24 protein-coding genes are annotated in these 26087 nt (G+C 63.5%); 15 read left to right on the top strand and 9 right to left on the bottom strand.

The window, feature by feature from the left end; translation table 11 throughout:
- Nucleotides 1–95: 95 nt before the first annotated feature.
- Nucleotides 96–2279 carry a hypothetical protein gene (locus BTN82_RS06015; RefSeq protein ID WP_075118245.1) on the top strand — a complete coding sequence of 728 codons (2184 nt, stop codon included), beginning with the start codon at nt 96–98 and terminating at the stop codon, nt 2277–2279.
- Nucleotides 2280–2579: 300 nt separating this feature from the next.
- On the opposite strand, the gene BTN82_RS06010 is transcribed toward BTN82_RS06015, so the two are convergent.
- Nucleotides 2580–2891 carry a DUF2288 domain-containing protein gene (locus BTN82_RS06010; RefSeq protein WP_075118431.1) on the bottom strand — a complete coding sequence of 104 codons (312 nt, stop codon included), beginning with the start codon at nt 2889–2891 and terminating at the stop codon, nt 2580–2582.
- 338 nt (nt 2892–3229) lie between these two features.
- Here BTN82_RS06010 and BTN82_RS06005 point away from each other — a divergent pair, with 338 nt between their 5' ends.
- The 9 genes from BTN82_RS06005 (at nt 3230) to BTN82_RS05965 (ending at nt 11175) form a co-directional block, all read left to right on the top strand.
- Nucleotides 3230–4357, top strand: coding sequence for a branched-chain amino acid ABC transporter substrate-binding protein (locus BTN82_RS06005; protein WP_075118244.1), 1128 nt, complete (start codon nt 3230–3232; stop codon nt 4355–4357).
- A gap of 231 nt (nt 4358–4588) precedes the next feature.
- Nucleotides 4589–5512 carry a high-affinity branched-chain amino acid ABC transporter permease LivH gene (gene livH, locus BTN82_RS06000; protein WP_075118243.1) on the top strand — a complete coding sequence of 308 codons (924 nt, stop codon included), beginning with the start codon at nt 4589–4591 and terminating at the stop codon, nt 5510–5512.
- Nucleotides 5509–6765, top strand: a complete 1257-nt coding sequence (locus tag BTN82_RS05995) for a high-affinity branched-chain amino acid ABC transporter permease LivM (RefSeq protein ID WP_075118242.1) — start codon at nt 5509–5511, stop codon at nt 6763–6765. The genes livH and BTN82_RS05995 overlap by 4 nt, the downstream gene beginning before the upstream one ends.
- Nucleotides 6762–7529, top strand: a complete 768-nt coding sequence (gene livG / locus BTN82_RS05990; protein ID WP_075118241.1) for a high-affinity branched-chain amino acid ABC transporter ATP-binding protein LivG — start codon at nt 6762–6764, stop codon at nt 7527–7529. Before BTN82_RS05995 ends, livG begins: the two co-directional genes overlap by 4 nt.
- A complete protein-coding gene (locus tag BTN82_RS05985) occupies nt 7530–8231 on the top strand; it encodes an ABC transporter ATP-binding protein (protein WP_075118240.1) in 702 nt (233 codons plus the stop codon). It begins immediately after the preceding gene.
- Between the two features lie 449 nt (nt 8232–8680).
- Nucleotides 8681–8986: a DUF2282 domain-containing protein gene (locus tag BTN82_RS05980; RefSeq protein ID WP_075118239.1), complete on the top strand. Its 306-nt coding sequence runs from the start codon at nt 8681–8683 to the stop codon at nt 8984–8986.
- Between the two features lie 25 nt (nt 8987–9011).
- Nucleotides 9012–9902: a DUF692 domain-containing protein gene (locus tag BTN82_RS05975; RefSeq protein ID WP_075118238.1), complete on the top strand. Its 891-nt coding sequence runs from the start codon at nt 9012–9014 to the stop codon at nt 9900–9902.
- Nucleotides 9899–10669, top strand: coding sequence for a DUF2063 domain-containing protein (locus BTN82_RS05970; RefSeq protein WP_075118237.1), 771 nt, complete (start codon nt 9899–9901; stop codon nt 10667–10669). The genes BTN82_RS05975 and BTN82_RS05970 overlap by 4 nt, the downstream gene beginning before the upstream one ends.
- Before the next feature lie 2 nt (nt 10670–10671).
- Nucleotides 10672–11175, top strand: a complete 504-nt coding sequence (locus BTN82_RS05965; protein WP_075118236.1) for a DoxX family protein — start codon at nt 10672–10674, stop codon at nt 11173–11175.
- A gap of 128 nt (nt 11176–11303) precedes the next feature.
- Here the strand turns inward: BTN82_RS05965 and BTN82_RS05960 are convergent, their stop codons facing one another.
- Complete coding sequence (locus BTN82_RS05960) at nt 11304–12212, bottom strand: LysR family transcriptional regulator (protein WP_075118235.1); 909 nt, start codon at nt 12210–12212, stop codon at nt 11304–11306.
- A 106-nt stretch (nt 12213–12318) separates the two neighbouring features.
- Here BTN82_RS05960 and BTN82_RS05955 point away from each other — a divergent pair, with 106 nt between their 5' ends.
- Nucleotides 12319–12918 carry a short chain dehydrogenase gene (locus BTN82_RS05955; RefSeq protein WP_075118234.1) on the top strand — a complete coding sequence of 200 codons (600 nt, stop codon included), beginning with the start codon at nt 12319–12321 and terminating at the stop codon, nt 12916–12918.
- An 11-nt stretch (nt 12919–12929) separates the two neighbouring features.
- Here the strand turns inward: BTN82_RS05955 and BTN82_RS05950 are convergent, their stop codons facing one another.
- Nucleotides 12930–14036 (bottom strand): acyltransferase family protein, encoded by a 1107-nt coding sequence (locus tag BTN82_RS05950; RefSeq protein ID WP_075118233.1) that lies wholly within the window; start codon nt 14034–14036, stop codon nt 12930–12932.
- A gap of 140 nt (nt 14037–14176) precedes the next feature.
- Between BTN82_RS05950 and BTN82_RS05945 the strand changes: the two genes are divergently transcribed.
- Nucleotides 14177–14860, top strand: coding sequence for a COG3650 family protein (locus tag BTN82_RS05945; RefSeq protein ID WP_075118232.1), 684 nt, complete (start codon nt 14177–14179; stop codon nt 14858–14860).
- 110 nt (nt 14861–14970) lie between these two features.
- The gene (locus BTN82_RS05940) at nt 14971–16584 is read left to right on the top strand and encodes an NAD(P)/FAD-dependent oxidoreductase (RefSeq protein ID WP_075118231.1); all 1614 of its coding nucleotides are present in this window, start codon (nt 14971–14973) and stop codon (nt 16582–16584) included.
- Nucleotides 16585–16704: 120 nt separating this feature from the next.
- On the opposite strand, the gene BTN82_RS05935 is transcribed toward BTN82_RS05940, so the two are convergent.
- On the bottom strand, nt 16705–17799 hold the full coding sequence (locus tag BTN82_RS05935) for a PLP-dependent cysteine synthase family protein (protein WP_075118230.1): 1095 nt from the start codon (nt 17797–17799) through the stop codon (nt 16705–16707).
- Nucleotides 17800–18123: 324 nt separating this feature from the next.
- Here BTN82_RS05935 and nhaA point away from each other — a divergent pair, with 324 nt between their 5' ends.
- Nucleotides 18124–19311 (top strand): Na+/H+ antiporter NhaA, encoded by a 1188-nt coding sequence (nhaA, locus tag BTN82_RS05930; RefSeq protein WP_075118229.1) that lies wholly within the window; start codon nt 18124–18126, stop codon nt 19309–19311.
- 79 nt (nt 19312–19390) lie between these two features.
- Here nhaA and BTN82_RS05925 read toward each other — a convergent pair whose 3' ends face one another.
- Nucleotides 19391–19855, bottom strand: a complete 465-nt coding sequence (locus tag BTN82_RS05925; protein WP_075118228.1) for a glycine zipper 2TM domain-containing protein — start codon at nt 19853–19855, stop codon at nt 19391–19393.
- 174 nt (nt 19856–20029) lie between these two features.
- Here BTN82_RS05925 and BTN82_RS05920 point away from each other — a divergent pair, with 174 nt between their 5' ends.
- On the top strand, nt 20030–20266 hold the full coding sequence (locus tag BTN82_RS05920) for a hypothetical protein (protein WP_075118227.1): 237 nt from the start codon (nt 20030–20032) through the stop codon (nt 20264–20266).
- A 12-nt stretch (nt 20267–20278) separates the two neighbouring features.
- Here the strand turns inward: BTN82_RS05920 and pdxH are convergent, their stop codons facing one another.
- From pdxH to BTN82_RS05900, 4 genes are all read right to left on the bottom strand, one after another.
- Nucleotides 20279–20926: a pyridoxamine 5'-phosphate oxidase gene (pdxH, locus tag BTN82_RS05915; protein ID WP_075118226.1), complete on the bottom strand. Its 648-nt coding sequence runs from the start codon at nt 20924–20926 to the stop codon at nt 20279–20281.
- 31 nt (nt 20927–20957) lie between these two features.
- Nucleotides 20958–22151, bottom strand: a complete 1194-nt coding sequence (locus tag BTN82_RS05910; protein WP_075118225.1) for an OmpA family protein — start codon at nt 22149–22151, stop codon at nt 20958–20960.
- A 141-nt stretch (nt 22152–22292) separates the two neighbouring features.
- A complete protein-coding gene (locus tag BTN82_RS05905) occupies nt 22293–23438 on the bottom strand; it encodes a serine hydrolase domain-containing protein (protein ID WP_075118224.1) in 1146 nt (381 codons plus the stop codon).
- 208 nt (nt 23439–23646) lie between these two features.
- Nucleotides 23647–26067, bottom strand: coding sequence for a beta-galactosidase (locus tag BTN82_RS05900; protein ID WP_075118223.1), 2421 nt, complete (start codon nt 26065–26067; stop codon nt 23647–23649).
- Between the last annotated feature and the right edge of the window lie 20 nt (nt 26068–26087).

The following is a 26087-nucleotide window of genomic DNA, read 5'->3' as shown; positions in this document are numbered from 1 at the left end:
TAGGGCCAATATCGCACTGTAAAGTCGCGAGATCTCACTTGATGGCTCTTTGACATCCCCTCATCGAACCGACCAGTCCAGGCACACGGCGCACAATGACTTCTAAAAACAATTCTGCCAACGCAGTATCCGAACTGACGCTGACCCCAGGCAGCCAGAGCTTTTCAGATTCGAAGCCATTGTCCAGCTCACGCCCGCAGGCGCCCCAGCAGTACCTCTACTTCACCGAAACCAACACCGACCGCATCCTCGACAACCTCGACGGCCTGCGCGACTCGGTATTCCCGCGCGCGCCGCACCTGGAAGACGAGCTCGAGGCCCGCCGCGAACAGGAGTTTCCCTCGGTTTGCCTGATCGGCCTGGGCCGTTGCGGCTCGAACATCGCCCTGGACGTCGCGGAGCTGGTGTACAACGCCCGCAAGTTTTACCTCAACGAATTCAACAACGACGACAAGGCCTATGCCGACAAGGGCTACAGCCCCGCGCAGTGGATCCGCCACAACCTGCGCCTGGGCCAGAGCAAGGCCAGTAAACCGGTGTTCCTGGTCGAACCACTGGTGATGCTGGGCGACCTGGACAAGGACATCGCCGGACGCATCCGCTTCTCGCGCAAGGGCGAAAAAAGCGGCTTTATCCGCGACTACAGCAAGATGAAGATCATGGACCTCTCGGAAGTCCATGCCGGCGGCGCCGGCAACGCGCCGATCCTCGGCCAGTACCTGGCCAAGATCATCCTCAACAAGGACACCCAGCGCTTCTCCAGCCCCGACTGGAAAATGATCCACTCGTACCTGATCGACTCGTGCGGCATCAAGGCCAACCAGTCACGCCTGTACTTCTCGATCTTCAGCGCCGGCGGCGGTACCGGTTCGGGCATGGCCTCGGAGTTCGGCCTGGCCCAGCAGTACTCGTATATGAACAAGACGTTCGACACCAAGCCGATCGACGAACACGACAGCAAGAGCGGCCACTCCTTCGTCTTCGAGCCGATCTTCACCAGCGGCATCTGCGTCTTGCCGAATATCTCCGACCACCGCAGCGAAATGTCCGAGGCACTGCACATCAACGCCGGACGCCTGCTGTGCAAATACCTGTCGGAAGAATGGGACTTCTCCTACAACTTCGATAACGAAGACAGCAGCGAAGCCAGCGTCATGGGGCGTATCCGCCCCTGGAACGCGATGATGCTGATCTCCAACGACATCATGCGTTACGCCGAGGAGAGCGATGACGGCAACATCCAGAACATTGACGTCAACGCCATGGAGAAACACGCCAACCAGTACATCTCCCAGCAGATCTTCAACATCCTGACCGCCCAGGCGGTGACCACCGACTACGACCAGAACTACTTCCGCCGCGCCGGCATCGACATCGGCGAGACCATCCGCCTGGATGCCAACGACCTGTTCATGAGCCTGGCCGGCCCGGTGGCGATCGCCTACGCCGAATCCGTGGTCCCGGAAACCCCGGTGCCGACCGGCGACAAGTTCAAGGTGTTCGAGAAAGAGCCACAGCGCCTGAACATCGACGACCTGTTCTTCCGCTCCATCGACCTGCCGCACTTCAACAAGGTGACCCAGGCCATCGAGGGCATCAGCCTGCTGCCGATCGAATCCAAGCGTTATCGCGCGGCGCTGGAGCAATACAAGGCGTCCGGCTACGACGCCGCGGCCCTGCACGACCTGCACTTCTTCAAGAACTGCTCGTCGGTGGTGTCGATCGTCTCCCTGCCCAAGGACTACAAGCTGTCGTACATGGACCTGAACCGGCTCAAGACCCACCTCAACAGCCTGTTCCCCAACACCACGCTCAAGCGTTATGCGCTGGTGATCGGCGCCTCGGCCAACCTCTCGCTGACCACCCTGATCGCCAAGAGCCCGTGCCTGTCGGACGACTTCCTGACCCTGATCGTGGCCTTCATCAAGCGTTGCTTCGCCCGCAACCCGTACCGCTTCGACGAGACCCTGGACAACTCGATCCTCGACTTCATCGTCAGCGAGGCGTTCGACGAAAGCCGCATCGACGAGTTGCTCAACGAGTTCGAGAACCCGGCGAAGATCCTCGACACCAACTGGTACGCGATCAAGCCGATGTACGAGAAGAAGTACCGCGAGCTGATCAACGACAAGGACAAGTTCGTCTCGATCAACGACATCCGCCTGTCCCGCGATTGCGTGAAAAAGGCCATCAAGTACCTGCGCGAGATCTATCGCCACCGCATCGGCAAGACCAAGGTCATCTCGCTGAACAACCACACCGGCAAGACGGCTTACTGAGATCCACTTGTAGGAGCGAGCTTGCTCGCGATCAGCGTTATCAAGATCACGCGCTATCGGCTGTCAGGACGCTATCGCGAGCAATCGAGCGTCGACCGGCTACTCCTACAGGGAATCAATGCCGATACCCGGAAACAATCAGGCAGCCCGCCGGCTGCCTTGAAAACTGTTCCCATTCCGCTTACGTCACCGTCAGCCCGAAATCGGTGGGGCCTTTCTCTACGGCAACTTGCCATCACCGTAATCGCGGTTACTCGGCTACACACTTTTGCCCGGCAAAACTGAGCACCATTTTGGTGCTCAACCTTCGGCAGACGCCCTTTCCTGGACCAGAATCCACGGCGAAACCACCACCGCCCACAGCTGCGGATCGCGCTCGACCAGATCCTGCGCCCGCGTCGCAGACACTTTGCCGACCTTATCGGCGGCCAGCCAGGCTGAGACTTTTCCTGCCTGGTTCTCAGCCATTGCCTCGGCTGCCTCGATCAAATCCAGCTCGGCGTCGACCCACAATAGGGCACCCTTGGCGAAGAACGGCTCCAGCTCCTTCCAGGTAATAGATGCGGTTTCGCCAAGCAGCTTGGCATAGAGGGTGCTAGGTTCTTGAGTCATGGGCCTGTCCCGAAAAGAAATCGGCGCAATGATAACGTCGGTGCTCTGGCAGACAAACCCGGTTGCAATTGAGTCAACGATAGAGAAGCGCAGGAGGGCCAAGGATTGCTCGCTGAATACGATCAAAACCCCGCCGCAATTCTGTCTTTTTCTTTCAATAAAGCGACGTTCCCTGATTTTGCCCCCCGGCGCCAGCTTCCCAGGCTGACAATCGCCGCTCTACACTGTACCGGTACAGTTGCCGGGGGCATTTCCGGGGGTATCCACGAGATATCTGACCCGGTTCTGCTGCTACGGCGCCAGGACTATAAAAATTACAACAGTAAGAGTGGAGCACTATGAATAAGGCTACTAAGCAGATTTCCAAACTGTTTGCCGCTATGGTTCTGGCCGGAGTCGCCAGCCATTCGTTCGCAGCTGACACCATCAAGATCGGCATCGCCGGCCCTAAGACCGGCCCTGTAGCCCAGTACGGCGACATGCAGTTCAGTGGCGCCAAAATGGCCATCGAGCAAATCAACGCCAAGGGCGGCGTGGATGGCAAGCAACTCCAGGCCGTCGAATACGATGACGCCTGCGATCCGAAACAAGCCGTGGCCGTGGCCAACAAAGTCGTCAACGACGGCGTCAAGTTCGTGGTCGGCCACCTGTGCTCCAGCTCCACTCAACCGGCTTCGGACATCTACGAAGACGAAGGCGTGGTCATGATCACCCCCGCCGCCACCAGCCCGGACATCACCGCCCGTGGTTACAAGATGGTGTTCCGCACCATCGGCCTGGACAGCGCCCAGGGCCCTGCCGCCGGCAACTACATCGCCGACCACGTGAAGCCGAAAATCGTCGGCGTGCTGCACGATAAACAGCAGTACGGCGAAGGCATCGCCACCGCCGTCAAGAGCACCCTCGAGAAGAAAGGCACCAAGGTTGCCGTGTTCGAAGGCGTCAACGCCGGCGACAAAGACTTCTCCGCGATCATCGCCAAGCTCAAGCAAGCCAACGTCGACTTCGTCTACTACGGCGGCTACCACCCGGAGCTGGGCCTGATCCTGCGCCAGGCCCAGGAAAAAGGCCTGAAGGCCAAGTTCATGGGGCCGGAAGGCGTGGGTAACGACTCCATCACCCAGATCGCCAAGGACGCCTCCGAAGGCCTGCTGGTGACCCTGCCGAAATCCTTCGACCAGGACCCGACCAACGTGGCCCTGGCCGACGCGTTCAAGGCCAAGAAAGAAGACCCGAGCGGCCCGTTCGTGTTCCCGTCCTACTCGGCTGTCGAAGTGATCGCCGAAGGCATCAAGGCGGCCAAGTCCGAAGACGCCACCAAAGTGGCCGAAGCCATCCACGCCGGGACCTTCAAGACCCCGACCGGCGACCTGAGCTTCGACGCCAAGGGCGACCTGAAAGACTTCAAGTTCGTGGTCTACGAATGGCACAACGGCAAGCCAAAAACTGAAGTTTCGCCTCAATAAGGCCCTGTCTTACTGACTGCCAACAAAGCCCACGGCGTGCCGTGGGCTTTGTTTTACGAATGTAATGGGCCGCGCTGGCGTGATCCGTCAGCCTCCCCACCTGAAAATCTCAAAACCGTCATCAGCGGTTCGCTGGCAAAACCCGACCCGAAGTGAATGCAGATCCACGGGGCTCGGGCGGGAAAATGACTCCACCAGTGAAATGCGTATCAGGTTTTTAGGAGCGCTGTAATGCCTGACATCTATCACTTTTTCCAACAGCTGGTTAACGGCCTGAACGTTGGCAGCATGTATGCCTTGATCGCCATCGGCTACACGATGGTCTACGGCATCATTGGAATGATCAACTTCGCCCACGGCGAGGTCTACATGATCGGTTCCTACGTGGCGTTCATCGCCATCGCCGGGCTGACCATGATGGGGCTCGAAAGTGTCCCGCTGTTGATGACCGCAGCCTTCATCGCGAGCATCGTCGTGACCAGTTCCTACGGTTACAGCATCGAACGGATCGCCTACCGCCCCCTGCGCGGCAGCAACCGTCTGATCCCGCTGATTTCCGCCATCGGTATGTCGATCTTCCTGCAGAACACGGTTCTGCTGGCGCAAGACTCCAAGGACAAGGCCATCCCCAACCTGATTCCGGGAAATATTTCCTTCGGCCCAGGCGGCGCACAGGAAGTGCTGATCTCCTACATGCAAATCGTGGTGTTCGTGGTGACGCTGATCGCCATGCTCGGCCTGACCCTGTTCATCTCCCGCTCTCGCCTGGGCCGCGCCTGCCGCGCCTGCGCCGAGGACATCAAGATGGCCAACCTGCTGGGTATCAACACCAACAACATCATCGCCCTGACCTTCGTCATCGGTGCCGCGCTGGCGGCCGTCGCGGCCGTGCTGCTGAGCATGCAGTACGGCGTGATCAACCCCAACGCCGGCTTCCTGGTCGGTCTCAAGGCCTTCACCGCCGCAGTACTGGGCGGGATCGGCAGTATTCCGGGCGCCATGCTGGGCGGCCTGGTACTTGGGGTGGCGGAAGCCTTCGGCGCCGATATCTTCGGCGACCAGTACAAGGACGTCGTGGCTTTCGGCTTGTTGGTTCTGGTGTTGTTGTTCCGTCCGACCGGCATTCTGGGCCGCCCGGAGGTTGAGAAAGTATGACTAGGAATCTTAAACAGGCGCTGTTCAGCGCCCTGCTGGTATGGGCCGTGGCCTATCCTGTACTCGGTCTGAAACTGACCATCGTCGGCATCAACCTCGAAGTGCACGGCACCAGTCCGGCCACCCTGGTGACTATCGCCGTCTGTTCGGTCCTGATGTTCCTGCGGGTGCTGTTCGACCAGCAGATCGGCAAGGCCTGGAAATCCTCGCCGAGCATGCCGTTGATCCCGGCCAAGGCCAGCAACTTCCTGACCCTGCCGACCACCCAGCGCTACATCATCATTGCCCTGATCCTCGGGGCGCTGGTCTGGCCGTTCTTCGGCTCCCGCGGCGCGGTGGACATCGCCACGCTGATCCTGATCTACGTGATGCTCGGCCTGGGCCTGAACATCGTGGTCGGCCTGGCCGGCCTGCTCGACCTGGGTTACGTCGGTTTCTACGCCGTCGGCGCCTACAGTTATGCGCTGCTGTCGCATTACTACGGCCTGAGCTTCTGGATCTGCCTGCCGATCGCCGGCCTGATGGCGGCCACGTTCGGCTTCCTGCTGGGCTTCCCGGTCTTGCGGCTGCGCGGCGACTACCTGGCGATCGTGACCCTCGGTTTCGGGGAAATCATCCGCCTGTTCCTGCGTAACCTGACCGACATCACCGGCGGCCCGAACGGCATCAGCAACATCGAGAAACCGACGTTCTTCGGCCTGACCTTCGAACGCAAGGCCGCGGAAGGCATGCAAACCTTCCACGAGTTTTTCGGCCTGCAATACAACTCGATCAACAAGGTGATCTTCCTCTACCTGGTCGCGCTGTTGCTGGCGCTGGCGGCGCTGTTCATCATCAACCGCCTGCTGCGCATGCCGATCGGCCGTGCGTGGGAAGCCTTGCGTGAAGACGAGATCGCCTGCCGCGCCCTGGGCCTGAACCCGACGGTGATCAAGCTGTCGGCCTTCACCCTGGGTGCCAGCTTCGCCGGTTTCGCCGGCAGCTTCTTCGCCGCGCGCCAGGGCCTGGTGACCCCGGAATCGTTCACCTTCATCGAGTCGGCGATCATTCTCGCCATCGTCGTGCTGGGCGGCATGGGCTCGCAGTTGGGCGTGATCCTGGCGGCCGTGGTGATGATCCTGCTGCCGGAAATGATGCGTGAGTTCAGTGAGTACCGCATGTTGATGTTCGGCGCCCTGATGGTGCTAATGATGATCTGGCGACCTCAAGGTCTGCTGCCCATGCAACGTCCTCACATGGAGCTGCGCAAATGAGCCGCGAGATCCTTAAAGTCGAAAATCTGAGCATGCGCTTCGGCGGCTTGCTGGCGGTCAACGGCGTAGCCCTGACCGTGAAAGAGAAACAGGTGGTGGCGCTGATCGGGCCGAACGGCGCGGGCAAGACCACGGTGTTCAACTGCCTGACCGGTTTCTACCAGCCAACCGGCGGTAGCATCCTGCTGGACGGCGAGCCGATCCAAGGCCTCGCGGGGCACAAGATCGCCCTCAAGGGCGTGGTCCGCACCTTCCAGAACGTGCGGCTGTTCAAGGACATGACGGCGGTCGAGAACCTGCTGATCGCCCAGCACCGTCACCTGAACACCAACTTCCTCGCCGGCCTGTTCAAGACGCCCTCGTTCCGCAAGAGCGAGCGTGAGGCCATGGAGTTCGCCGAGTACTGGCTGGAAAAGGTCAACCTCAAGGAGTTCGCCAACCGTCCCGCCGGGACCCTGGCCTACGGTCAGCAACGGCGCCTGGAAATCGCCCGCTGCATGATGACCCGTCCGCGGATCCTCATGCTCGACGAGCCGGCCGCCGGCCTGAACCCCAGGGAAACCGAAGACCTGAAAGCCCTGATCAGTGTGCTGCGCGAGGAGCACAACGTGACCGTGCTGCTGATCGAGCACGACATGAAACTGGTCATGAGCATTTCCGACCACATCGTCGTGATCAACCAGGGCACGCCCCTGGCCGACGGCACGCCGGAACAGATCCGCGACAATCCCGATGTGATCAAAGCCTACCTGGGGGAAGCGTAAATGCTGCAGTTCGAAAACGTTTCCACCTTCTACGGCAAGATCCAGGCGCTGCACAGCGTCAACGTCGAGATCCGCCAGGGCGAGATCGTCACCCTGATCGGGGCCAACGGCGCCGGCAAATCCACCCTGCTGATGACCCTCTGCGGTTCGCCGCAGGCCCACAGCGGCAGCATCCGTTACCTGGGTGAAGAGCTGGTGGGGCAGACCTCGGCGCAGATCATGCGCAAGAGCATCGCCGTGGTGCCGGAAGGTCGCCGGGTGTTCGCTCGCCTGACCGTCGAGGAAAACCTGGCCATGGGCGGGTTCTTCACCGACAAGGGCGATTACCAGGAGCAGATGGACAAGGTCCTGCACCTGTTCCCGCGCCTCAAGGAACGCTTCAGCCAGCGCGGCGGCACCATGTCCGGCGGCGAACAGCAGATGCTCGCCATCGGCCGCGCGCTGATGAGCAAGCCCAAGCTGTTGCTGCTCGACGAGCCGTCCCTGGGCCTGGCGCCGATCATCATCCAGCAGATCTTCGACATCATCGAACAACTGCGCCGCGACGGCGTGACGGTGTTCCTGGTGGAGCAGAACGCCAACCAGGCGCTGAAGATCGCCGACCGTGCCTATGTACTGGAAAACGGTCGGGTGGTGATGCAAGGCACCGGCGAAGCGCTGCTGGTCGACCCCAAGGTGCGCGACGCCTACCTGGGCGGTTGAGTACCGCGAGAAAAAACAACGGCCCTTCGGGGCCGTTTTTTATTTCCGTCAAAACGGCGCCCGCTGCGCGGTCGTGCGCAGCCTACGGCAGCGGCTACAGGATTGCGGCATACCGCGCGATGGCGTTCTTCCCCGGACGGTGTAGCCGCTGCCGAAGGCTGCGTAAGGTCCGCAGGACCTCTGGCGATCCCAAGACCGACGCCCGCTGCGCGGTCGTGCGCAGCCTGCGGCAGCGGCTACAGGGATCGTGGTGTACCGCGCGACGGCGTTCTCCTCCGGACGTGTAGCCGCTGCCGAAGGCTGCGCAAGGTCCGCAGGACCTCCGGCGATTCCGAGAGCGGCGACAAAAAATTCTGCCGCGCGGTGTAACGAATTCCGGCGGGCTTTCTCTAGAGGGGTAAGCAGGCACACAAGCCTGTCTGTCCCCCTACTTTTTCTGGAGAAACACCATGACCGCTACCTCTCGCACCCTGTCCGCCGCCGGCCTGGTCCTGGCCCTCGGTTCGGCCCTGAGCATGGCTGCCCTGCCGACCGCCGCCCAAGCCGCCGGCGACATGGAGAAGTGCTTTGGCGTCGCCATGAAGGGCAAGAACGATTGCGCGGCGGGCGCGGGCACCACCTGTGCCGGCACCTCCAAGGTCGACCACCAGGCCAACGCCTGGAAACTGGTGCCCAAAGGCACCTGCGAAAAAACCGCGAGCAGCACCTCGCCTACCGGTTTCGGCCAGCTCGAAGCCTACAAGGCCAAGTCGTAACAAGCCGCCCGCCTGAGTGTCGACGATGAACAGTGCCGTGCAACTCCCCCGCCATCCCGCCACTCAGGCGACCGTTTCCAGTCTGCCGCGCCGCGCCGGGCTGGGGCTCAAGACCGAGCATTTTCGCGAGGTCCTGAGCCAGCAGCCCGATATCGGTTTCTTTGAAGTCCATGCGGAAAACTACATGGTCGCCGGCGGGCCGTTCCACCATTACCTGGGGTTGATCCGCGAGCAGTATCCGCTGTCGCTGCACGGTGTCGGCCTGTCGATCGGTGCCGAGGCTCCGCTGGACCCGGCGCACCTGGCTCGCCTGGCCGCGCTGATCGAGCGTTATCAACCCCAAGCCTTTTCCGAACACCTGGCCTGGTCCAGCCATGGTCCGGTGTTTCTCAACGACTTACTGCCCCTGGCCTACGACCGGCCGACGCTGGACCGCGTCTGCGAACACATCGACCAGGTCCAGAACGCGCTACGCCGGCCCATGCTGCTGGAGAACCCGGCGACCTACCTGGAGTTTCGCCAATCGAGCATGGACGAGGCCGAGTTCATTCGCGAAGCGATCCGCCGCACCGGCTGCGGCCTGCTGCTGGACGTGAACAATGTCTACGTGTCGAGCGTCAACCACCGTCGCGATCCGCTGGCCTATATCGATGCCTTGCCACTGCACGCGGTGGGCGAGATCCACTTGGCCGGCTTTGCCGAAGACAGCGACAGCCTGGGCGACCGGCTACTGATCGACGATCACGGCGCGCCGGTCGACAGCGCCGTGTGGGCGCTGTACCTGCGGCTACTGGAGCGCATCGGCCCGACCGCGACCCTGATCGAGCGCGACAACCGGGTGCCGGCCTTTAGCGTGCTGCACGCCGAGGCTCGTCAGGCCGACCAGTTGCTGCATGGCGCAAGGAGGCCGGCATGAATACGCAAGCGACCTTCGCCAGCGCCCTGCTCGACCCCGACCGGCCTTGCCCCGCGGACCTGTATTGCGCCAACGGCGCCGACCCGGCCAGCCGCTTCGCGGTGTACCGCAACAACGTCCTGGGTTCGCTGATCGACGCCCTGGCCGACGGTTATCCGGTGGTCGCGCAACTGGTCGGCGAGGCGTTCTTTCGCGCCATGGCCACGCTCTACGTCAGGCGCTTCCCGCCCGGCAGCGTCTTGCTCAATGACTATGGCCATGACTTCGCCGATTTCATCGGCGCTTTCCCTCCCGCCGCCGGCGTGCCTTACCTGGCGGATGTCGCGCGCCTGGAACGCCTGCGGGTCATGGCCTATCACGCCGCCGACGCCAACCCGGTCGCCCCGGAGCAGATCGCCGCGGTGATGGCCGAACCGCAGGCGCTGGGGCAATTGCGCTTGGCGCTACACCCGTCGCTCAGCCTGCTGCATTCGGACCATCCGGTGGTGGCGCTATGGGCCGCCCATCAGGGCGACGGCGACTGGCAGGCTATCGACCTGACACACCCACAACACGCCCTGGTGCTGCGGCACGGCCTCGACGTCGAGGTGTTCGCCATCGACGCCGGGGCCGCTCGTTTCATCCACTGCCTGCACCGTTCACAGCCCCTGCAAACCGCCGCGGCCGACGCCCTGGCGATCGACCCGGCGTTCGAGCCGAGCCCGAGCCTGGCGCTGCTGATCAGCCGCGGCGCCATCACCTGCCTGTTTCCCCATACCGAGACCTGAACATGAATAGCCCTTGCCCGAACCACAACCCTCTCGCCCGACTGGTGCACCGGCTCGTCCAGTTGCTGGAGAACATTCCCCACGGCCTGATCGCCTTTATCGGGCGTTTCTCCATCGCCGCGGTGTTCTGGAAGTCCGGCCAGACCAAGGTCGAGGGCCTGGCCATCGATCTGTTCTCCGGGACGTTCGAGCTTGGCATGCCGCGCCTGGCCGACTCGACCATTCCCCTGTTCCAGAGCGAATACCGGCTGCCGCTGCTCTCCCCCGAACTGGCCGCGCACCTGGCGGCGTTCGCCGAGCATTTTTTCCCGATACTGCTGCTGGTCGGTTTCGCCACGCGCTTCTCGGCCCTGGCCCTGCTGGGCATGACCCTGACCATCCAGCTCTTCGTCTACCCCGACGCCTACCCGACCCACGGCACCTGGGCGGCGGTCCTGCTGTACCTGATGGCCCGCGGCCCGGGCGCGCTGTCCATCGACCACCTGATCGCCCGCCGCTACCGCTGATCTTTCCCCGCGCCCTGTAGGAGCGCAGCTTGCTCGCGATGGAGGCCAACGATAACGCGGGGTAGCTGAAACACCGCGTTGCGTTGACGTTTTCGCGAGCAAGCTGCGCTCCTACAAGAGCAATGCGCTCAGAGACGGTCGAGGGCCTCGCCGCTGCGCTTGAACCAGTCGATCAGGTAATCGGCCAGGACCTGGGTACGCCGGGGCAGCCCGCCCTGGTACGGGTGCACCAGGTACATCGGCATGCTGCGGGTCTGGTAGTCGCGCAACAGCCCGCGCAAACGACCGTCGGCCAGTTCTGCCTGCAACAGGTAAGACGGCAGCCGGGCGATTCCGGCGCCCACCAGCGCGGCCTTTTTCAACAGGTTGTAGTGATTGCTGGCGAACGGCCCGGACACCCGGACCCGCAGCAATTCGTGCTGCTGGTGATACAGCCATTCCTCACGGCCGCGGTAATGGCTGTTGAGCAGGCAGCGGTGCTCGGCCAGCTCGCGGGGCGTGCGCGGCTCGCCATAGTGTTCGAGGTAAGCCGGGCTGGCGCAGGTCATCTCATGCCAGGCCAGCAGGGGCCTGGCCACCAGCCGCTGATCGTTGGCCACCTCCGAACGGATCGCCAGGTCGAAACCGTCCCGGGACAGGTCGCGGTAGCTGTTGTTCAACTCCAACTCGATCTGTACCTCGGGATACTGCCGGGAAAATTCCAGCATCACGCCATCGAAGAACGTCTCGCCCAGGGACACCGGCACCGTCAGGCGCACCGGCCCGGCCATGTCGTCCTTGAGCCGTGCCAGCGCCTGGCGCGCGCGCTCCACCTGTGCCAGCAGCGCCTGGGCCTGGGGCAGCAAGGCCGCGCCCGCCGCGGTCAGGCTCAGGCGGCGCGTGGTGCGTTGCAGCAGCACCACCGCGAACTGCGCCTCCAGCGCGCTGATGCGCTTGGACAGTTGCCCCTTGCTGCACCCCAGTTGCTGGGCCGCCAGGGTAAAGCTGCCCGCCTCGATCAGCACGGCGAAGGCCGCCAGGTCGTCCACTTCGCTCATGGATTGTTTCCATTTGAAAACCAAAGGTTGCCTATTAGCGCGCTAATCAACAGGAAAAACCAGCACTAGACTGCACCCTCGTTCACCCCACACGAGGATCACTCCCATGAAAATTCTTCTGATCGGCGCCAACGGCACCATTGGCAAAGCCGTCGACAACGAGTTGTCGCAACGTCATGAAATCATCCGCATCGGCCGCAACAGCGGGGATTTCCAGGTGGATATCAGCGACAGCGCCTCGATCCGCGCGCTGTTCGAGAAAACCGGCACTTTCGATGCGCTGGTCTGCGCCGCGGGCAACGTCACCTTCGCGCCGCTGGGCGAGATGAACGAACAGAGCTTCGCCCTGGGCCTGCAGGACAAACTGATGGGGCAGGTCAACCTGCTGCTGATCGGCCGCGAGTTCGCCAACGACGGCGCCTCCTTCACCCTCACCTCCGGCATCCTCAACCGCGACCCGATCCGCAGCGGCGCGTCGGCCGCCCTGGTCAACGCCGCGATAGACGGTTTTGTCCGCGCAGCCGCCATCGAGCTGCCCCGCGGCCTGCGGGTGAACTCGGTGAGCCCGACCGTGCTGGAAGAAGCCATGGACAGCTACGGCCCGTACTTCCGTGGCTACAAGCCGGTGCCCGGCGCCGACGTGGCGCTGGCTTACGCCAAGAGCGTGGAAGGCCTGCAGACCGGCCAGAGTTACATCGTCGGTTGAACGACGTTCTTTCAACGGGCCGCTGCAAGGCCCGTTGCGGCATGCCGTGCGCGCTGGCGCAGCCAGCGTTGCAGCGGTCGCTCGAACCACAGGTGGCACAGCAGGCTGGCCACGATCAGCACGCTGAAAAACAGCAGCAGGCTCCAGGGATGGTAGAACACGGCGCGCCCCGGGAAAAACTTGTCCGCCAGCAGCGCCGCGACAATCTGCAGCGGAAAGTGCAGCAAGTAGGAGGCATAACTGATGTCGCCGAGCCAGGCCAGGCGCCGGGCAAACGGCTCCAGCCAGCGATGGCAGGCGGCAATGGCGGCGACGGTCAGCGGAAACAGCAGGGCGAACTTGATCGACGGCGAATCGGCCCCGAAGGCCGCGAACAGCCACCAGGCGGCCGCACAGGCCAGCGCCATCGCCGCGCCGACCCAACGCCCGGAGAACCGCCGCAATAGCCAGGCGACGCCGACGTACGCCAGGCCGCCGCAGAAGAACCCGAACACCCCCAGGCTGATCTTGTACTGCGCCGGAAAGACCCAGATCGCGACCAGGGCCAGCAACGCGCTGCCCGACAACGGCGCCGGCGTGTAACGCCACAGTAGGAAAAACGCCGCATACAGCAGCACTTCCACCGAGATCGACCAGGCCGGCGCGTTGAACGACCAGCCCTGCTCGAACCCCCAGGCCGGCGCCAGGAACAGGTTCAACAGCCCGTGATACAGGTCGTTGAACGGGTACACGAACCCATGGCCGGTGTAGCCGGCATAGACCTTCTGCAACAGCGCCACGGCAACAAAGGTCGCCAGGTGCAGCGGGTAGATCCGACTGAAACGATCGATGAAAAACTGCCGCCCGGAGAGCTCCCGACGCGCCAGCGCCTGGCCGAACAACCAGAAGAAGATGAAACCGGACAAGCTGAAGAACAGCGATACGGCATCGCCGCCGTGCCGATAGAACAGCGAAAAGACGCTGTACAACGGTTGCTCTTCGCGCAGTAACGGCCCAGGCACGGAGCCCAGGAAGAAAAAGTGCTGCCAATGCCAGAACACCACCGCCAACGCCGCCAGGCCGCGCAAGGCGTCCAGCGCGTACAGGCGTTCAGGGAAGACAGACAGGGATGGCTTCATTCGCGGCGGGCCCGATCCAGGACAGGTGCGCCACTATGCTGGGGCGCCTCGTGCAACTCAAGCACCGGCCCGGGGTACTCAAGCCTTGTGATGAACGGTCAGGCTGCGTAACGTGGCGGCACTTGATTGGAGACCCGACGATGCGCGCCGCCCGTACCCTTGTTTGTATTGCCCTGCTCCCCCTGTTTGCCGGTTGCCAGATGCTGTCGGTGTTCGACGGCCAGTCCCGGACGCCCTCCCAGGCCGGCCAGACCCGCATGCAGGGCACGCTGACCGCGGCCAACGGCCAGTTGCTGTTCAAGCCCTGCGTCGGCGACCAGCGTTATGTGGTCAAGGACGACGCTGGCACCAGCATCCTGCAGGAAGCCGCCAGCCTGGCGGACCAACAAGGCACCTTGTTCGCCGACCTGCGCGGGCATTTCTCGCCGAGCAAGGCCGGCGGCGCCGACAGCGAAGTGGCGCTGAGCCAGCTGTACCGCGTCGAACGCTCCAGCGACGCCTGCGGCGACCCCGACTTCCCGCGCCTGATCCTGCGGGCCAGCGGCAAGACGCCGGACTGGAGCGTCGACGTCAGTGCCAAAGGCATGCGTATCGAGCGCGCCGGCCAGCCCGCCCTGGCGCTGCCTTACCTGGAAGAGCAATTGGGCGACGGCCGTTTCAACCTCAGCAGCGAAGCCAACAACCGCCACGTCGAGCTGTGGGTCGCCCCGCAGCGCTGCGTGGACAGCAAGACCGGCAGCGTGCAGCACCTGACCGCCGAGCTGCGGGTGGACGGCCAGGTCCAGCGCGGTTGCGCGTATTTCGGCGGCGCGCGTAACGACTGAGGCGACGGGCGACCGTTTTAACCTCACGGGGTCCGGGCTTTGCGGCTTATAATCGCCGGTTTGTAAAACCGCCCTGACGCATTGGTGCGTCCCGCGAACCGGACCCTGTCATGTTACGAATCACCGAACTCAAGCTGCCGATCGACCATCCCGATGAAGACCTGCGCCCTGCCATCCTGCAGCGCCTGGGCATCGCCAACGATGACCTGCTCGACTTCACCCTGTTCAAGCGCAGCTACGACGCGCGCAAGAAGTCGTCCGAGCTGTGCTTCATCTACACCCTCGACCTGAACGTTCGCGACGAGGCCCGGCTGCTGCACAAGTTCGCCGACGACCGTAACGTCAACCCGGCGCCGGATGTCAGCTACAAGGTGGTCGGCCAGGCGCCGGCCAACCTGGAGCAACGCCCGATCGTGGTCGGTTTCGGCCCCTGCGGGATTTTCGCCGGCCTGCTGCTGGCGCAGATGGGCTTCAAGCCGATCGTCCTCGAACGCGGCAAGGAAGTGCGCCAGCGCACCAAGGACACCTGGGGCCTGTGGCGCAAAAGCGTGCTCAACCCGGAATCCAACGTGCAGTTCGGCGAAGGCGGCGCGGGGACCTTCTCCGACGGCAAGCTGTACAGCCAGATCAAGGACCCGAAACACCACGGCCGCAAGGTCCTGCACGAGTTCGTCAAGGCCGGCGCGCCGGAAGAGATCCTCTACGTCAGCAAGCCGCACATCGGTACCTTCCGCCTGACCGGTGTGGTCGAGAACATGCGCCAGCAAATCATCGCCCTGGGCGGTGAAGTGCGCTTCGAGCAACGGCTGACCGACGTACTGATCGAAGACGGCCAGCTAGTCGGCGTCGAACTCGCCAGCGGCGAACGGATCCACTCGAAACACGTGATCCTGGCCCTCGGCCACAGCGCCCGCGACACCTTCCGCATGCTCCACGGCCGTGGTGTGTACATGGAGGCCAAGCCGTTCTCCGTGGGGTTCCGTATCGAACACCCGCAGTCGCTGATCGACAGCGCGCGCCTGGGCAAATACGCCGGCCACCCGAAGCTCGGCGCGGCCGACTACAAGCTGGTGCACCACGCCAAGAACGGCCGCTCGGTCTACAGCTTCTGCATGTGCCCGGGCGGCACCGTGGTGGCGGCGACTTCCGAGCCGAACCGCGTAGTCACCAACGGCATGAGCCAGTACTCGCGTAACGAGCGCAACGCCAACTCCGGCATCGTGGTCGGCATCACCCCGGAAGTGGATTACCCGGGCGGCCCGCTCGCCGGTATCGAGTTGCAGGAGCGCCTGGAGTCCCACGCTTTCGTTCTCGGCGGCAGCAACTACGAAGCCCCGGCGCAGCTGGTCGGCGACTTTATCGCCGGCAAGCCGTCCACCGCCCTGGGCAGCGTCGAGCCGTCCTACAAGCCGGGCGTGGCCCTGGGCGACCTGGCCCTGGCCCTGCCGGACTTCGCCATCGAGGCGATCCGCGAAGCGCTGCCGGCCTTCGAGCGGCAGATCAAGGGTTACTCGCTGCACGACGCGGTACTGACCGGGATCGAGACCCGCACCTCGTCGCCGCTGCGCATTACCCGCGACGAGTCGATGCAGAGCCTGAACGTGAAGGGGCTGTACCCGGCCGGCGAAGGCGCCGGTTATGCCGGCGGCATCCTGTCGGCCGGCGTCGACGGGATTCGCATCGCCGAGGCCGTGGCGCGCGATATCCTCGGGATCGAGGCGTAAAAAACCTGTAGGAGCGAGCTTGCTCGCGAAAAGCGTCAAGACAACGCAGTGTTTCAGACACCCAGCGTTATCGTTGGCCTCCATCGCGAGCAAGCTCGCTCCTACAGGGGCGGTTGCGGCTTAGAGGCCGGCGCGCAACACGCTGGCCGGCAACGGTTCACCCCGTTCCACGCTTGCTGCCACGGTCTCGATCAAGGCCGTCAGTTCGTAACCCTGAGCAGCCAGCCAGGCCTGATCGTAATAGGTGGTCGCATAACGCTCGCCGCCGTCGCACAGGATGGCGACAATCGAACCGCTCTCCCCCGCCTGTTTCATCTGCTGCGCCGCCATCAACGCGCCGATCAGGTTGGTCCCGCTGGAACCGCCGACGCGCCGTCCCAGGCGCTGCGCCAGGTAATGCATGGCCGCCAGCGACAAGGCGTCCGGCACCTTGACCATCGCATCGATCACCTTGGGCAGGAACGACGCCTCGACCCGCGGCCGACCGATCCCTTCGATGCGCGAACCGCAATCCAGGCGCAGGCTGGCGTCGCCGCTCTGGTAATAATCGAAGAACACCGAACGCTCGGCATCGGCGCACAGCACCCGGGTGCAGTGCTGGCGATAACGCACATAGCGCCCCAGGGTGGCGGTGGTGCCGCCGGTGCCGGGGCTGGAAATCAGCCATTTGGGCTCCGGGTAACGCTCGAAGCGCAGTTGCTGGAAGATCGACTCGGCGATGTTGTTGTTCGCCCGCCAGTCGGTGGCGCGTTCAGCGTAAGTGAACTGGTCCATGAAATGGCCGCCGCTCTCCCGGGCCAGGCGCTCCGACTCGGCGTAGATCTGCGTCGGGTCCTGCACCAGGTGGCTCTTGCCGCCGTAGAAAGCGATCTGCGCGATCTTTTCCTGGGAGGTAGTGGCCGGCATCACCGCGATGAACGGCAAGCCCAACAGGCGCGCGAAGTAGGCTTCGGAAATCGCCGTCGAACCGCTGGACGCCTCGATCACCGGCGCTCCGGGCTTGAGCCAGCCATTACACAGCGCATAAAGGAACAACGAACGCGCCAGGCGATGCTTGAGGCTGCCGGTGGGGTGGCTGGACTCATCCTTGAAGTACAACTCGATGCCCGGCAGACCCGGCAAGGGCAAGGGAATCAGGTGGGTGTCGGCGCTGCGCTGGAAGTCGGCTTCGATGATCCGGATGGCCTCGCGGGCCCACTGACGGTTGTCGCTCATGGTCTTTTCTCGTTGGCTCGAACGCCACACAGGACGCGCAAAGATGAAATGCACCCGGCACAGGCGAGCCAGGCGCCAGGAAAATCAGGCCCTCGCCCCAGGCACAAGCCTCGGCCTGCCGGGCTTGGGCCGGACATGTTAGGAAACATCCAGCGGCCCTCACAGGTACAGTTATGAAGCAATTGGATACACAACTGCTAGGCTGGTTTTTCGGCAGGCCGCTGCCCTGCTACATATAACAAAAAAGAATATAACTTTTGTTTTAACAACTAACAGTACGGGTTAGGGTGTGCCACCTTCTTAGTTTTTAAATGGAGAGCGACCTTGCCTCTGCGTAGCACTTTCACGCGTTTCTTTCAGTTGGAAGCTGCCAGCGGTCTGTTATTGATTGCCGCTGCCGTGCTTGCCCTGATCATCAACAACTCACCGCTGTCCTGGCTGTACAACGGCCTGCTGGACACCCCCGTGGTCGCCCAGATCGGCGCCCTGAAAATCGCCAAACCCTTGCTGCTGTGGATCAACGACGGCCTGATGGCCATGTTCTTCCTGCTGATCGGCCTGGAGGTCAAGCGCGAAGTCCTCGACGGCCACCTGTCCAAGCCTTCGCAGATCGTCCTGCCGGGCGCCGCCGCCATCGGCGGCATGGTAGTACCCGCGCTGATCTACTGGTTCCTCAACAAGGACAACCCGCCCGCGCTCAGCGGTTGGGCGATCCCCATGGCCACCGACATCGCCTTCGCCCTCGGCGTGCTGGCCTTGCTCGGCAAGCGGGTGCCGGTATCGCTGAAGCTGTTCCTGATGACGCTGGCGATCATCGATGACCTGGGGGCCATCATCGTCATCGCGATTTTCTACTCCGGCGCCCTGTCGACCCTGTCGTTGCTGCTCGCAGCGGCCTGCCTGGTGGCGCTGGTGGCGATGAATCGCCTGGGCGTGGTCAAGCTCGGGCCGTACATGATCGTCGGCCTGATCCTGTGGGTCTGCGTACTCAAGAGCGGGGTCCACGCGACCCTGGCCGGCGTGACCCTGGCGTTCTGCATCCCACTGCGCACCCGCAATGCCGAGCCTTCGCCGCTGCTGAGCCTGGAACATGCACTGCATCCCTGGGTCGCCTACGGCATCCTGCCGCTGTTCGCCTTCGCCAACGCCGGGCTGTCGTTCTCGGGCATCACCCTGGAAAGCTTCACCCACTACGTGCCCATGGGCATCGCCGTGGGCCTGTTGCTGGGCAAGACGGTCGGCGTGTTCGGCCTGACCTGGCTGGCGGTGAAAACGGGCCTGGCCGCCCTCCCCGGAGGCGCCAACTGGGGCCAGGTGCTGGGCGTGGCGATTCTCTGCGGGATCGGCTTCACCATGAGCCTGTTTGTCGGCTCTCTGGCCTTTGTGCCAGGCAGCAGCGAATACGCCGGCATGGACCGCATGGGCATCCTCACCGGCTCGCTCTTCGCCGCCCTGATCGGCTACGCCGTAACGGCCGCGGCCAGCCGCAAGAACCCGCCATTGCCGGCATAACCGCCGGCGTTGCCCAGGCTGAAAACACAAAACCCCGACCAGTTGCCTGGCCGGGGTTTTGTTTTACCGCGGTTAACCCTTAGTGGGCGACGCGGCTGGTGCCGTTGACGCTCATGATGCGCACGCGTTCGCCAACACGGAACACTTCGTTTTGTTCAACTTGTTGTACATAGGCGCGCATGCTGCCGTCGTCTTCACGCACGGTGATTTCCACGCCCTGGGTACGGGTCAGGCCTTCCTCGGTAGCGGAGCCGATCAGGCCGCCAGCCACCGCACCGATGACCGCTGCCACGATGCTGCCCTTGCCGCCGCCGATGGCGCTGCCGCCAACGCCGCCAACCGCCGCACCGGCGAGGCCGCCGATCGGGGTCTTGGTGCCTTCGATCTTCACCGGACGCAGGGATTCGATGGTGCCCATGCGAACGGTCTGTACGCGACGCGCCTCGTCACGGGAGTAGGAGTCACCGGTCAGGTTGGATTGGCAACCAGTGAGCAGCATGGCCATCGTGGAAAAGGAAGCAACCAGCAAAACAGACTTACGCATAGGATCAACTCCAAAGGACAGATAATCATTAAACTCCGCAGCTTGACGCCTGTCACGGCATCGCCCGGATAAAATTGGTTCCATTCAGCAGCAGTACAGACTGCGCGGGGATAAAAAACGCTTCACACGGTAGCGCTTATTTCCCGACTTGCGCCACCGACCAAAGGATTTTCCATGGATTACTTCATCATTGTCGCGACCACCGTTGCCGGCCTGTACTTCCATTGGTGGCTGTATGTGCGAATCAAGCGCTGGATGGATCGGGACCTAGCGCTGTCGCTGGCCGGCGGCGACGAGCAGAAAAAATCCTTCATGTTGCAACAACTGGCGAATGCCCACCGCCAGAAAGTAAAACGCCGGGACCTGCCGCAATGGCTGGAAGCCGCCGCGGCCGGTTATCCCGACGAATGACCCAATTGCCCTTCAGGGCGCCAGACGCTCGCGCGCCCAGTCAGCGCCCTGCAGGCGATAGTTCAAGCGATCATGCAGCCGGCTCGTACGTCCTTGCCAGAACTCGATGCGCTCGGGCAGCAGGCGATAACCGCCCCAGTGTTCCGGGCAATGGGGCTGGGTGTCGCTGAAACGCGCCTCGGTATTCTTGAGCAAGGCTTCCAGCTCGGCGCGATCGGCGATCACCCGGCTCTGCGGCGATGCCCAGGCCCCCAGGCGGCTGCCCAGCGGCCGGACCTGGAAGTAGGCATCCGACTCTTGGGCGCTGACCTTGACCACTTTCCCCTCGATCCGCACCTGACGCTCCAGGGCCGGCCAGAAGAAGGTCATGGCAGCAAAAGGCCGTGCGGCCAGTTGCTGCCCCTTGGCGCTGTCGTAGTTGGTGAAGAAGGTGAACCCCTGCGTATCCAGCCCCTTGAGCAGCAGGATCCGGCAATGGGGGCGGCCCTCTTCGTCAACGGTCGCCAGGGTCATGGCATTGGCCTCGACCGGTGGCTGCTCGGTTTTCACCGCATCGGCGAACCACTGGTGAAACAACGCGAAGGGCTCGACCGGCGCCTGGGCTTCGGTCAGTCCGTCACGGGTGTAGTCGCGGCGCATGTCCGCCAGCCCCTGGGTCATTGCAGCTTCCTTTTGCCTGATGCCTGATGAATCAGTTCTTCGCCTGGTCCGCCGCGACCTTGGCCGAAGCCTTGGCGGTGGTGGTTTTCTTGGCGGCTTCTTTCTTCGCGACAGGCTTCTTGGCCGGGGCCTTTTTCGCCGGAGCGGCTTTCTTCGCCGTGATGGCTTTCTTGCTGGTAGCGGCCGGAGCAGCCGGTTTCACGTCCTGCACGGCAACCAGTTCGGCCGCAGGTGGAGTCGGCTGGTTGTACTTGCTCAGCAGGGCCAGCATGGTGGTGCGCTGAGTGACGATGATTTCCACTCGACGGTTCAACGCACGACCCGCGGCGCTGTCGTTGGCGGCGCGCGGCATGACCGAACCCATACCACGCAGCATCAGGCGGTCGCGCTTCAGGCCGGTCAGGCTGAAAATCGCGGCGACGGACTGGGCGCGGTCGCGGCTCAGCTTCTGATTGTCGGTGGAAGCGCCCGTGGTGTCGGCATGGCCCAATACCAGTACGGAAGTCTTGGCGTCGGTGCCTACGGTCTTGGCCACGCGGGTGAACGGGCTCAGAGTGACCGGCAGCAGCATGGCCGGGCGATCCGGGTTGAACGAGCCGTCGACAGGTGCAATCACCACCAGGTAGTTCTCGCGACGCTCCAATTGCAGGCGGCTGTCCTTGATGGCTTCACGCAGGCGCGGCTCGTAGTCGTCCAGCCAGGCCTGGGTGATTTTCGGGTCCGGCATCGGAATGTCTTTCACGTCCTCCTTGGTCGGAGACGTGGGCTGCTGGTTGAAAGGCCACCACCAGTTGTTGGTCCCGGCCTTGGCAACCTTTGGCGCCGCGGTTGCAGCGTCGGCCTTGGCATCCGCTACCGGCTCCTTGGCTGCGTCCTTGCCCGTCTCCTTGGAGGAGAACGGCCACCACCAGTTAGCGGCTTCGGCCTTGGCGGCAGGCGCCGCAGAGGCAGAGGCGGCCGCCGCTTCGACCTTGGCCGCGGCCGGCGCGGTCGCCGACTTGGCGCTCGTCGCGGCGGCGGACTTGGCATCGGCGGCCGACTTGGCTACCGCGGCGGAAGCTTCGCTGGCAGCCGCCTTGTCGACCGGTTGCGCGACTTCCTTGCTGGCGGCCTTATCGGAACCGAAAGACCACCAGTGGCCACCATCTGCGTCATTTTGTGGAGTTTGTGCACAACCAGTAACAGTGAGGCAAAGTGCCAAGGCTAAGGACTTGTTCGACGACATGGGATATCCACAAAATGAGATAAATAATTACGGTCTCTGAGAACCGTACAAACAGACGCTTGGAAAGTATAAAAGCCACAGGGTTCCTGCCTGCAGCTTTTCAAACATGTTTAAGCAAAAAAGTTCTTAACAGCAACCTTTTTACAGACAATCCGACAAAACCCTCACTAACTTCTGCGCCCGCGGATCCATCAATACATAAGGCCCCAGAGTATTGGTAACGAAACCGAAGGCCACGTCGTACTCAGGGTCGGCAAAACCGATGGAACCGCCCGCCCCCGGATGCCCAAACGCCCGGGCGCCAAGACCGAAGGTGGCGTTGGCCACTTGCGGCTGGTCAAGCATGCAGCCCAGGCCGAAACGAGTCTGGGTCAGCAGGGTCTTGTCCATGCCGACGCTGTGCTCGCGAGTCAACTCTTCCAGCATGTCCGCTTCCAGCAGGCTGCCATCGAGCAGGCCGCTGTAGAACCCGGCCAGGCTGCGCGCATTGCCATGGCCATTGGCCGCTGGCTGTTGCATGCGCCGCCATTCCGGCTTGTTGGTGCTGGTCATGATCGACGGCGGGTTGGTGAACGCGCGGGTGGTCATGGCCGTGGGTTCGCGCATGGTCACTTGCAGCAGGCGCTGCGCGGCGGCATCGCCGACATTGCCCTTGCCCCGGGCGATATGCGCCACACGGTGGAATTCCTCGTCGGCGAGGCCAACATGGAAGTCCAGCCCCAGCGGCCGGGCGACCCGCGCCACGATGGACTCGCCAGGGCCACGGCCGTCGGCCCGACGCAGCAACTCGCCGACCAGCCAACCGTAAGTAATGGCGGCATAGCCATGGCCTTCGCCCGGCGTCCACCACGGAGCTTCCGCCGCCAGGGCATCGACCATGATTTGCCAGTCGTAGAGGGCTTCCGGCGCCAGCAACTCGCGCAGGGCCGGCAGGCCGGCCTGGTGGCACAGCAGTTGGCGCAGGGTGACCGCGTCCTTGCCGGCCGCGGCGAACTCCGGCCAATACCTGGCCACCGGCGCATCCAACTGCAATTTGCCTTCGGCCACCAGTTGCAAGGCCGTGACCGCGGTGAAGGTCTTGGTGCAGGAAAACAGGTTGGCAATGGTGTCGCTGTGCCAGGCTTGATTACCGTCCTTGTCGGCGGTACCGGCCCAGAGGTCGATCACGGTTTCCCCGCCAACCCGGATGCACAGCGCTGCGCCGCGCTCCTGGGGATCCTCGAAGAGTGCCGCGAAAGCTTCGCGCACCGCCTCGAACTTAAGCTCGTAATGACCCTGAATCTGCACCCGTGACTCCCCCAGACCATGCTCTACAAAGTGGTGCGCATTGTTCCAGCCCTTGCGGGTTTTGGGAACAGAAGCGAGCCCGACGAGGGTACGCCGGGAGAATTGTTCAGAAATCGGCGGGCGTTGAACGCAGCGCGGGCCGGCCAGCTTCTATCCCTGAGTGTAGAAGCGGACCGGCCCGCGGCACGATAAAGGCCTGGTTCAGCGATTAATGGCCATTCCCCGAATGTCCACCCGCATGAGCGCGGTCCTGCCCCACGCCTTTGCCATCACGACCCGGCTTGCCACCGTCGGCGGCATGAGCCGCGGCCTTGTCGGCCTGCGCCTTGGCCTTGTCCGCCTCCTTGCCCAACTGGTCCAGGGCCTGCAGGTTGCTCTTGCGCACGCTGTCGACAAAGCCCTGGAACGGCACGTCGGTGATGCCCACTAGGCCGAAATGGCCGTTTTCACCGTCCAGCAGGCGTCCGGTAACCGGTTGATCGAGGTACTGGAACCAGTGCACGCCGACGATCGTGGGTTCGTTCAACGCCTGCTTGAGGAACTGGGCATAGGCCGGGCCACGGTCCTCTTCCCGCGCCAGCTCGGTCACGCCGCCCCAGAACGGTCCGCGATCCCTGGAGCCGAAGTTGAACTCGGTGATCAGCACCGGCTTGTCCAGCACCTTCAACCGAGCGAAGTCGTAACCGTCCTGGGGCTTGAGGGTGTACAGGTTGAAACTCAAGACATCGCAATACTGGGCGCAGGAGGCCACGGCCTCGGGGGTGCTGATGGCGAAGCGCCCCCCCAGCAGCAGGTGGTTCGGCGCATGCCACTTCAGCGAGTCGGAAATGGTCTTGAAGTACGTGTCGGCAAACACCTTCTGGAAGTATTTGAAGTCGGCCTCGATCTCCGGGTGCTCCGGGCTGGGCAGCGGCGGCTCGAAGCCCGGGTCTTCCATCAGTTCCCAGGCGGTCAGGTCGATGCCCCAAGCCTTCGACAAACCTTCCTGGTTGCGGTACTTGTCGCGCAATTGCTTGAGGAACGCCCGTTTGGCCGGCACATCGGTGGTCATGCGCAGCGTGCCGTAGGCCAGGGCATAACGCGCCTTGGGGTCGTCGCCGGGGCCGGCCCAGGCCAGTTCGTTGTCGGCGAAGTAGCCAATCAGCCAAGGATCGTCGCGGTGGTCGCGGGCGGCGATGGCCACGGCGCGTTCGGTGGCCATGGCAAAGCGCGGGTCGAACGGATCGGGCATGCCGCCCCACCAGTCGGTGCCGGTGCTGATGCTGGCGTAGTCGCCGACGATCGACAACGGCAGGGTGTACGGCACCCGGTCGTTCAGGCCCAGGGCCGGCGCGCTCCAGTTACCGATGGTGTTGAAGCCCCAGGCCTGCAGGCGATCCAGGGTATGGCTGGCCCAGCGCTTGGCGTCCAGCGCCGCGGCGGGACACGTTCCGGATGGCGGCTCGGCGCCCTGCCCGGCTGTGGCGTCATGGGCCTCGACCGGTGCGGCATCCGTCACGGCAGCCTTGGTTTCGCCAGCCGACGCGCAAGGGACGCCGTAGGTACGCTGCAGGTTGGCGCCATAGAAGTCGTACCAGCGGCCGGCATTGTAGGCGCGGCCCCGGTCGGCGCCGTTGCCACCTCGGTTGTCGCCCTCGCCGTAATAACCGGCCAGGGGCTCGCCGGCCTCGGGCAGCGCAGCGAACATCCATTCGCGCCCGGCGACGTAGGTCTGGCTGTTGTCCGCCGCGACCGCGTTGACCCCCAGGGAATAGAACGGATGCCCCTGCGGCGTCACCAGGTACCAGCGGCCATCGCGCTTCTCGGTGCGGAAGAAGCCGCTGGCCTTGAAGGTCGGCCCCTTGTTCCAACCGCCGAACGTGTCCAGCGAGGAGCGCTGGCGTTCGGCCAGCCAGGCACTCAATTGTTGTTGTTCCTTGGCCGCCGCGGCCTTGAGTTGCTCGTCGCTGGCGATCTTCTCCGGCCACTTGGCCCGGGTCGACTGGCCATAGGCATCCACCAGCCCGCCATAGGCCGCCTTGAGCGCTGCCTCGCCGTCCTGCACGCCAAAACGTTCGAGCAGGATGCTCTGCGCGACGTTCGGCTGATCCATCGACACCGTCACCGAAACCACCTGGCTGCGATCCAGTTCGCCGTCGCTGCTGGCCAGCAGTACGCGCTGGCCCTCGAATGTCATCGGCATCGGCGGGCCGGCCCTCATGCCCTGGCTCAAGGGCGAACTGGCGACCAGCGGCACCAGCAGGGTCTGCGCCGGGCCGGCCGGCAGGTCGACACGACTGACCAGGGTCTTGCCGTCGTTGCTCTGGATCGTCACGTAGAGGGTCAGGGCCCAATCCATCGCGCTTTGGACGCGCAGGCTCATGACCCCGGATTGCGACCAGTCCCAGGCGCCGGTCTGCGGGGTCAGGCGCAGGCTTGGCCGGGCCACCGGGTTGAACGTCACCCGGCGCAGTACTTCGCCTTCGGCTGTCTGCTCCGCATTGGATTGCGGCAGGCTGGCATCCTGTGTCGCCACCTGCACCACATCGGCAGGCCGGACAAAGTTGAACAGCGTCGTTTGCCCCGGCGCGGCAAGCAGCGGCGTGGCGAACAACAGAGCAAAGACAGCGGGTAACGAACGGCGAATCATATGAACCTGGTGCTCCTTAA

The sequence above is a fragment of the Pseudomonas chlororaphis genome (assembly GCF_001921865.1).
GTDB classification, from domain to species: Bacteria; Pseudomonadota; Gammaproteobacteria; order Pseudomonadales; family Pseudomonadaceae; genus Aquipseudomonas; species Aquipseudomonas chlororaphis_D.
The sequence above is the reverse complement of the archived record's forward strand: the minus strand, read 5'-3'. Positions and strand labels throughout refer to the sequence as shown.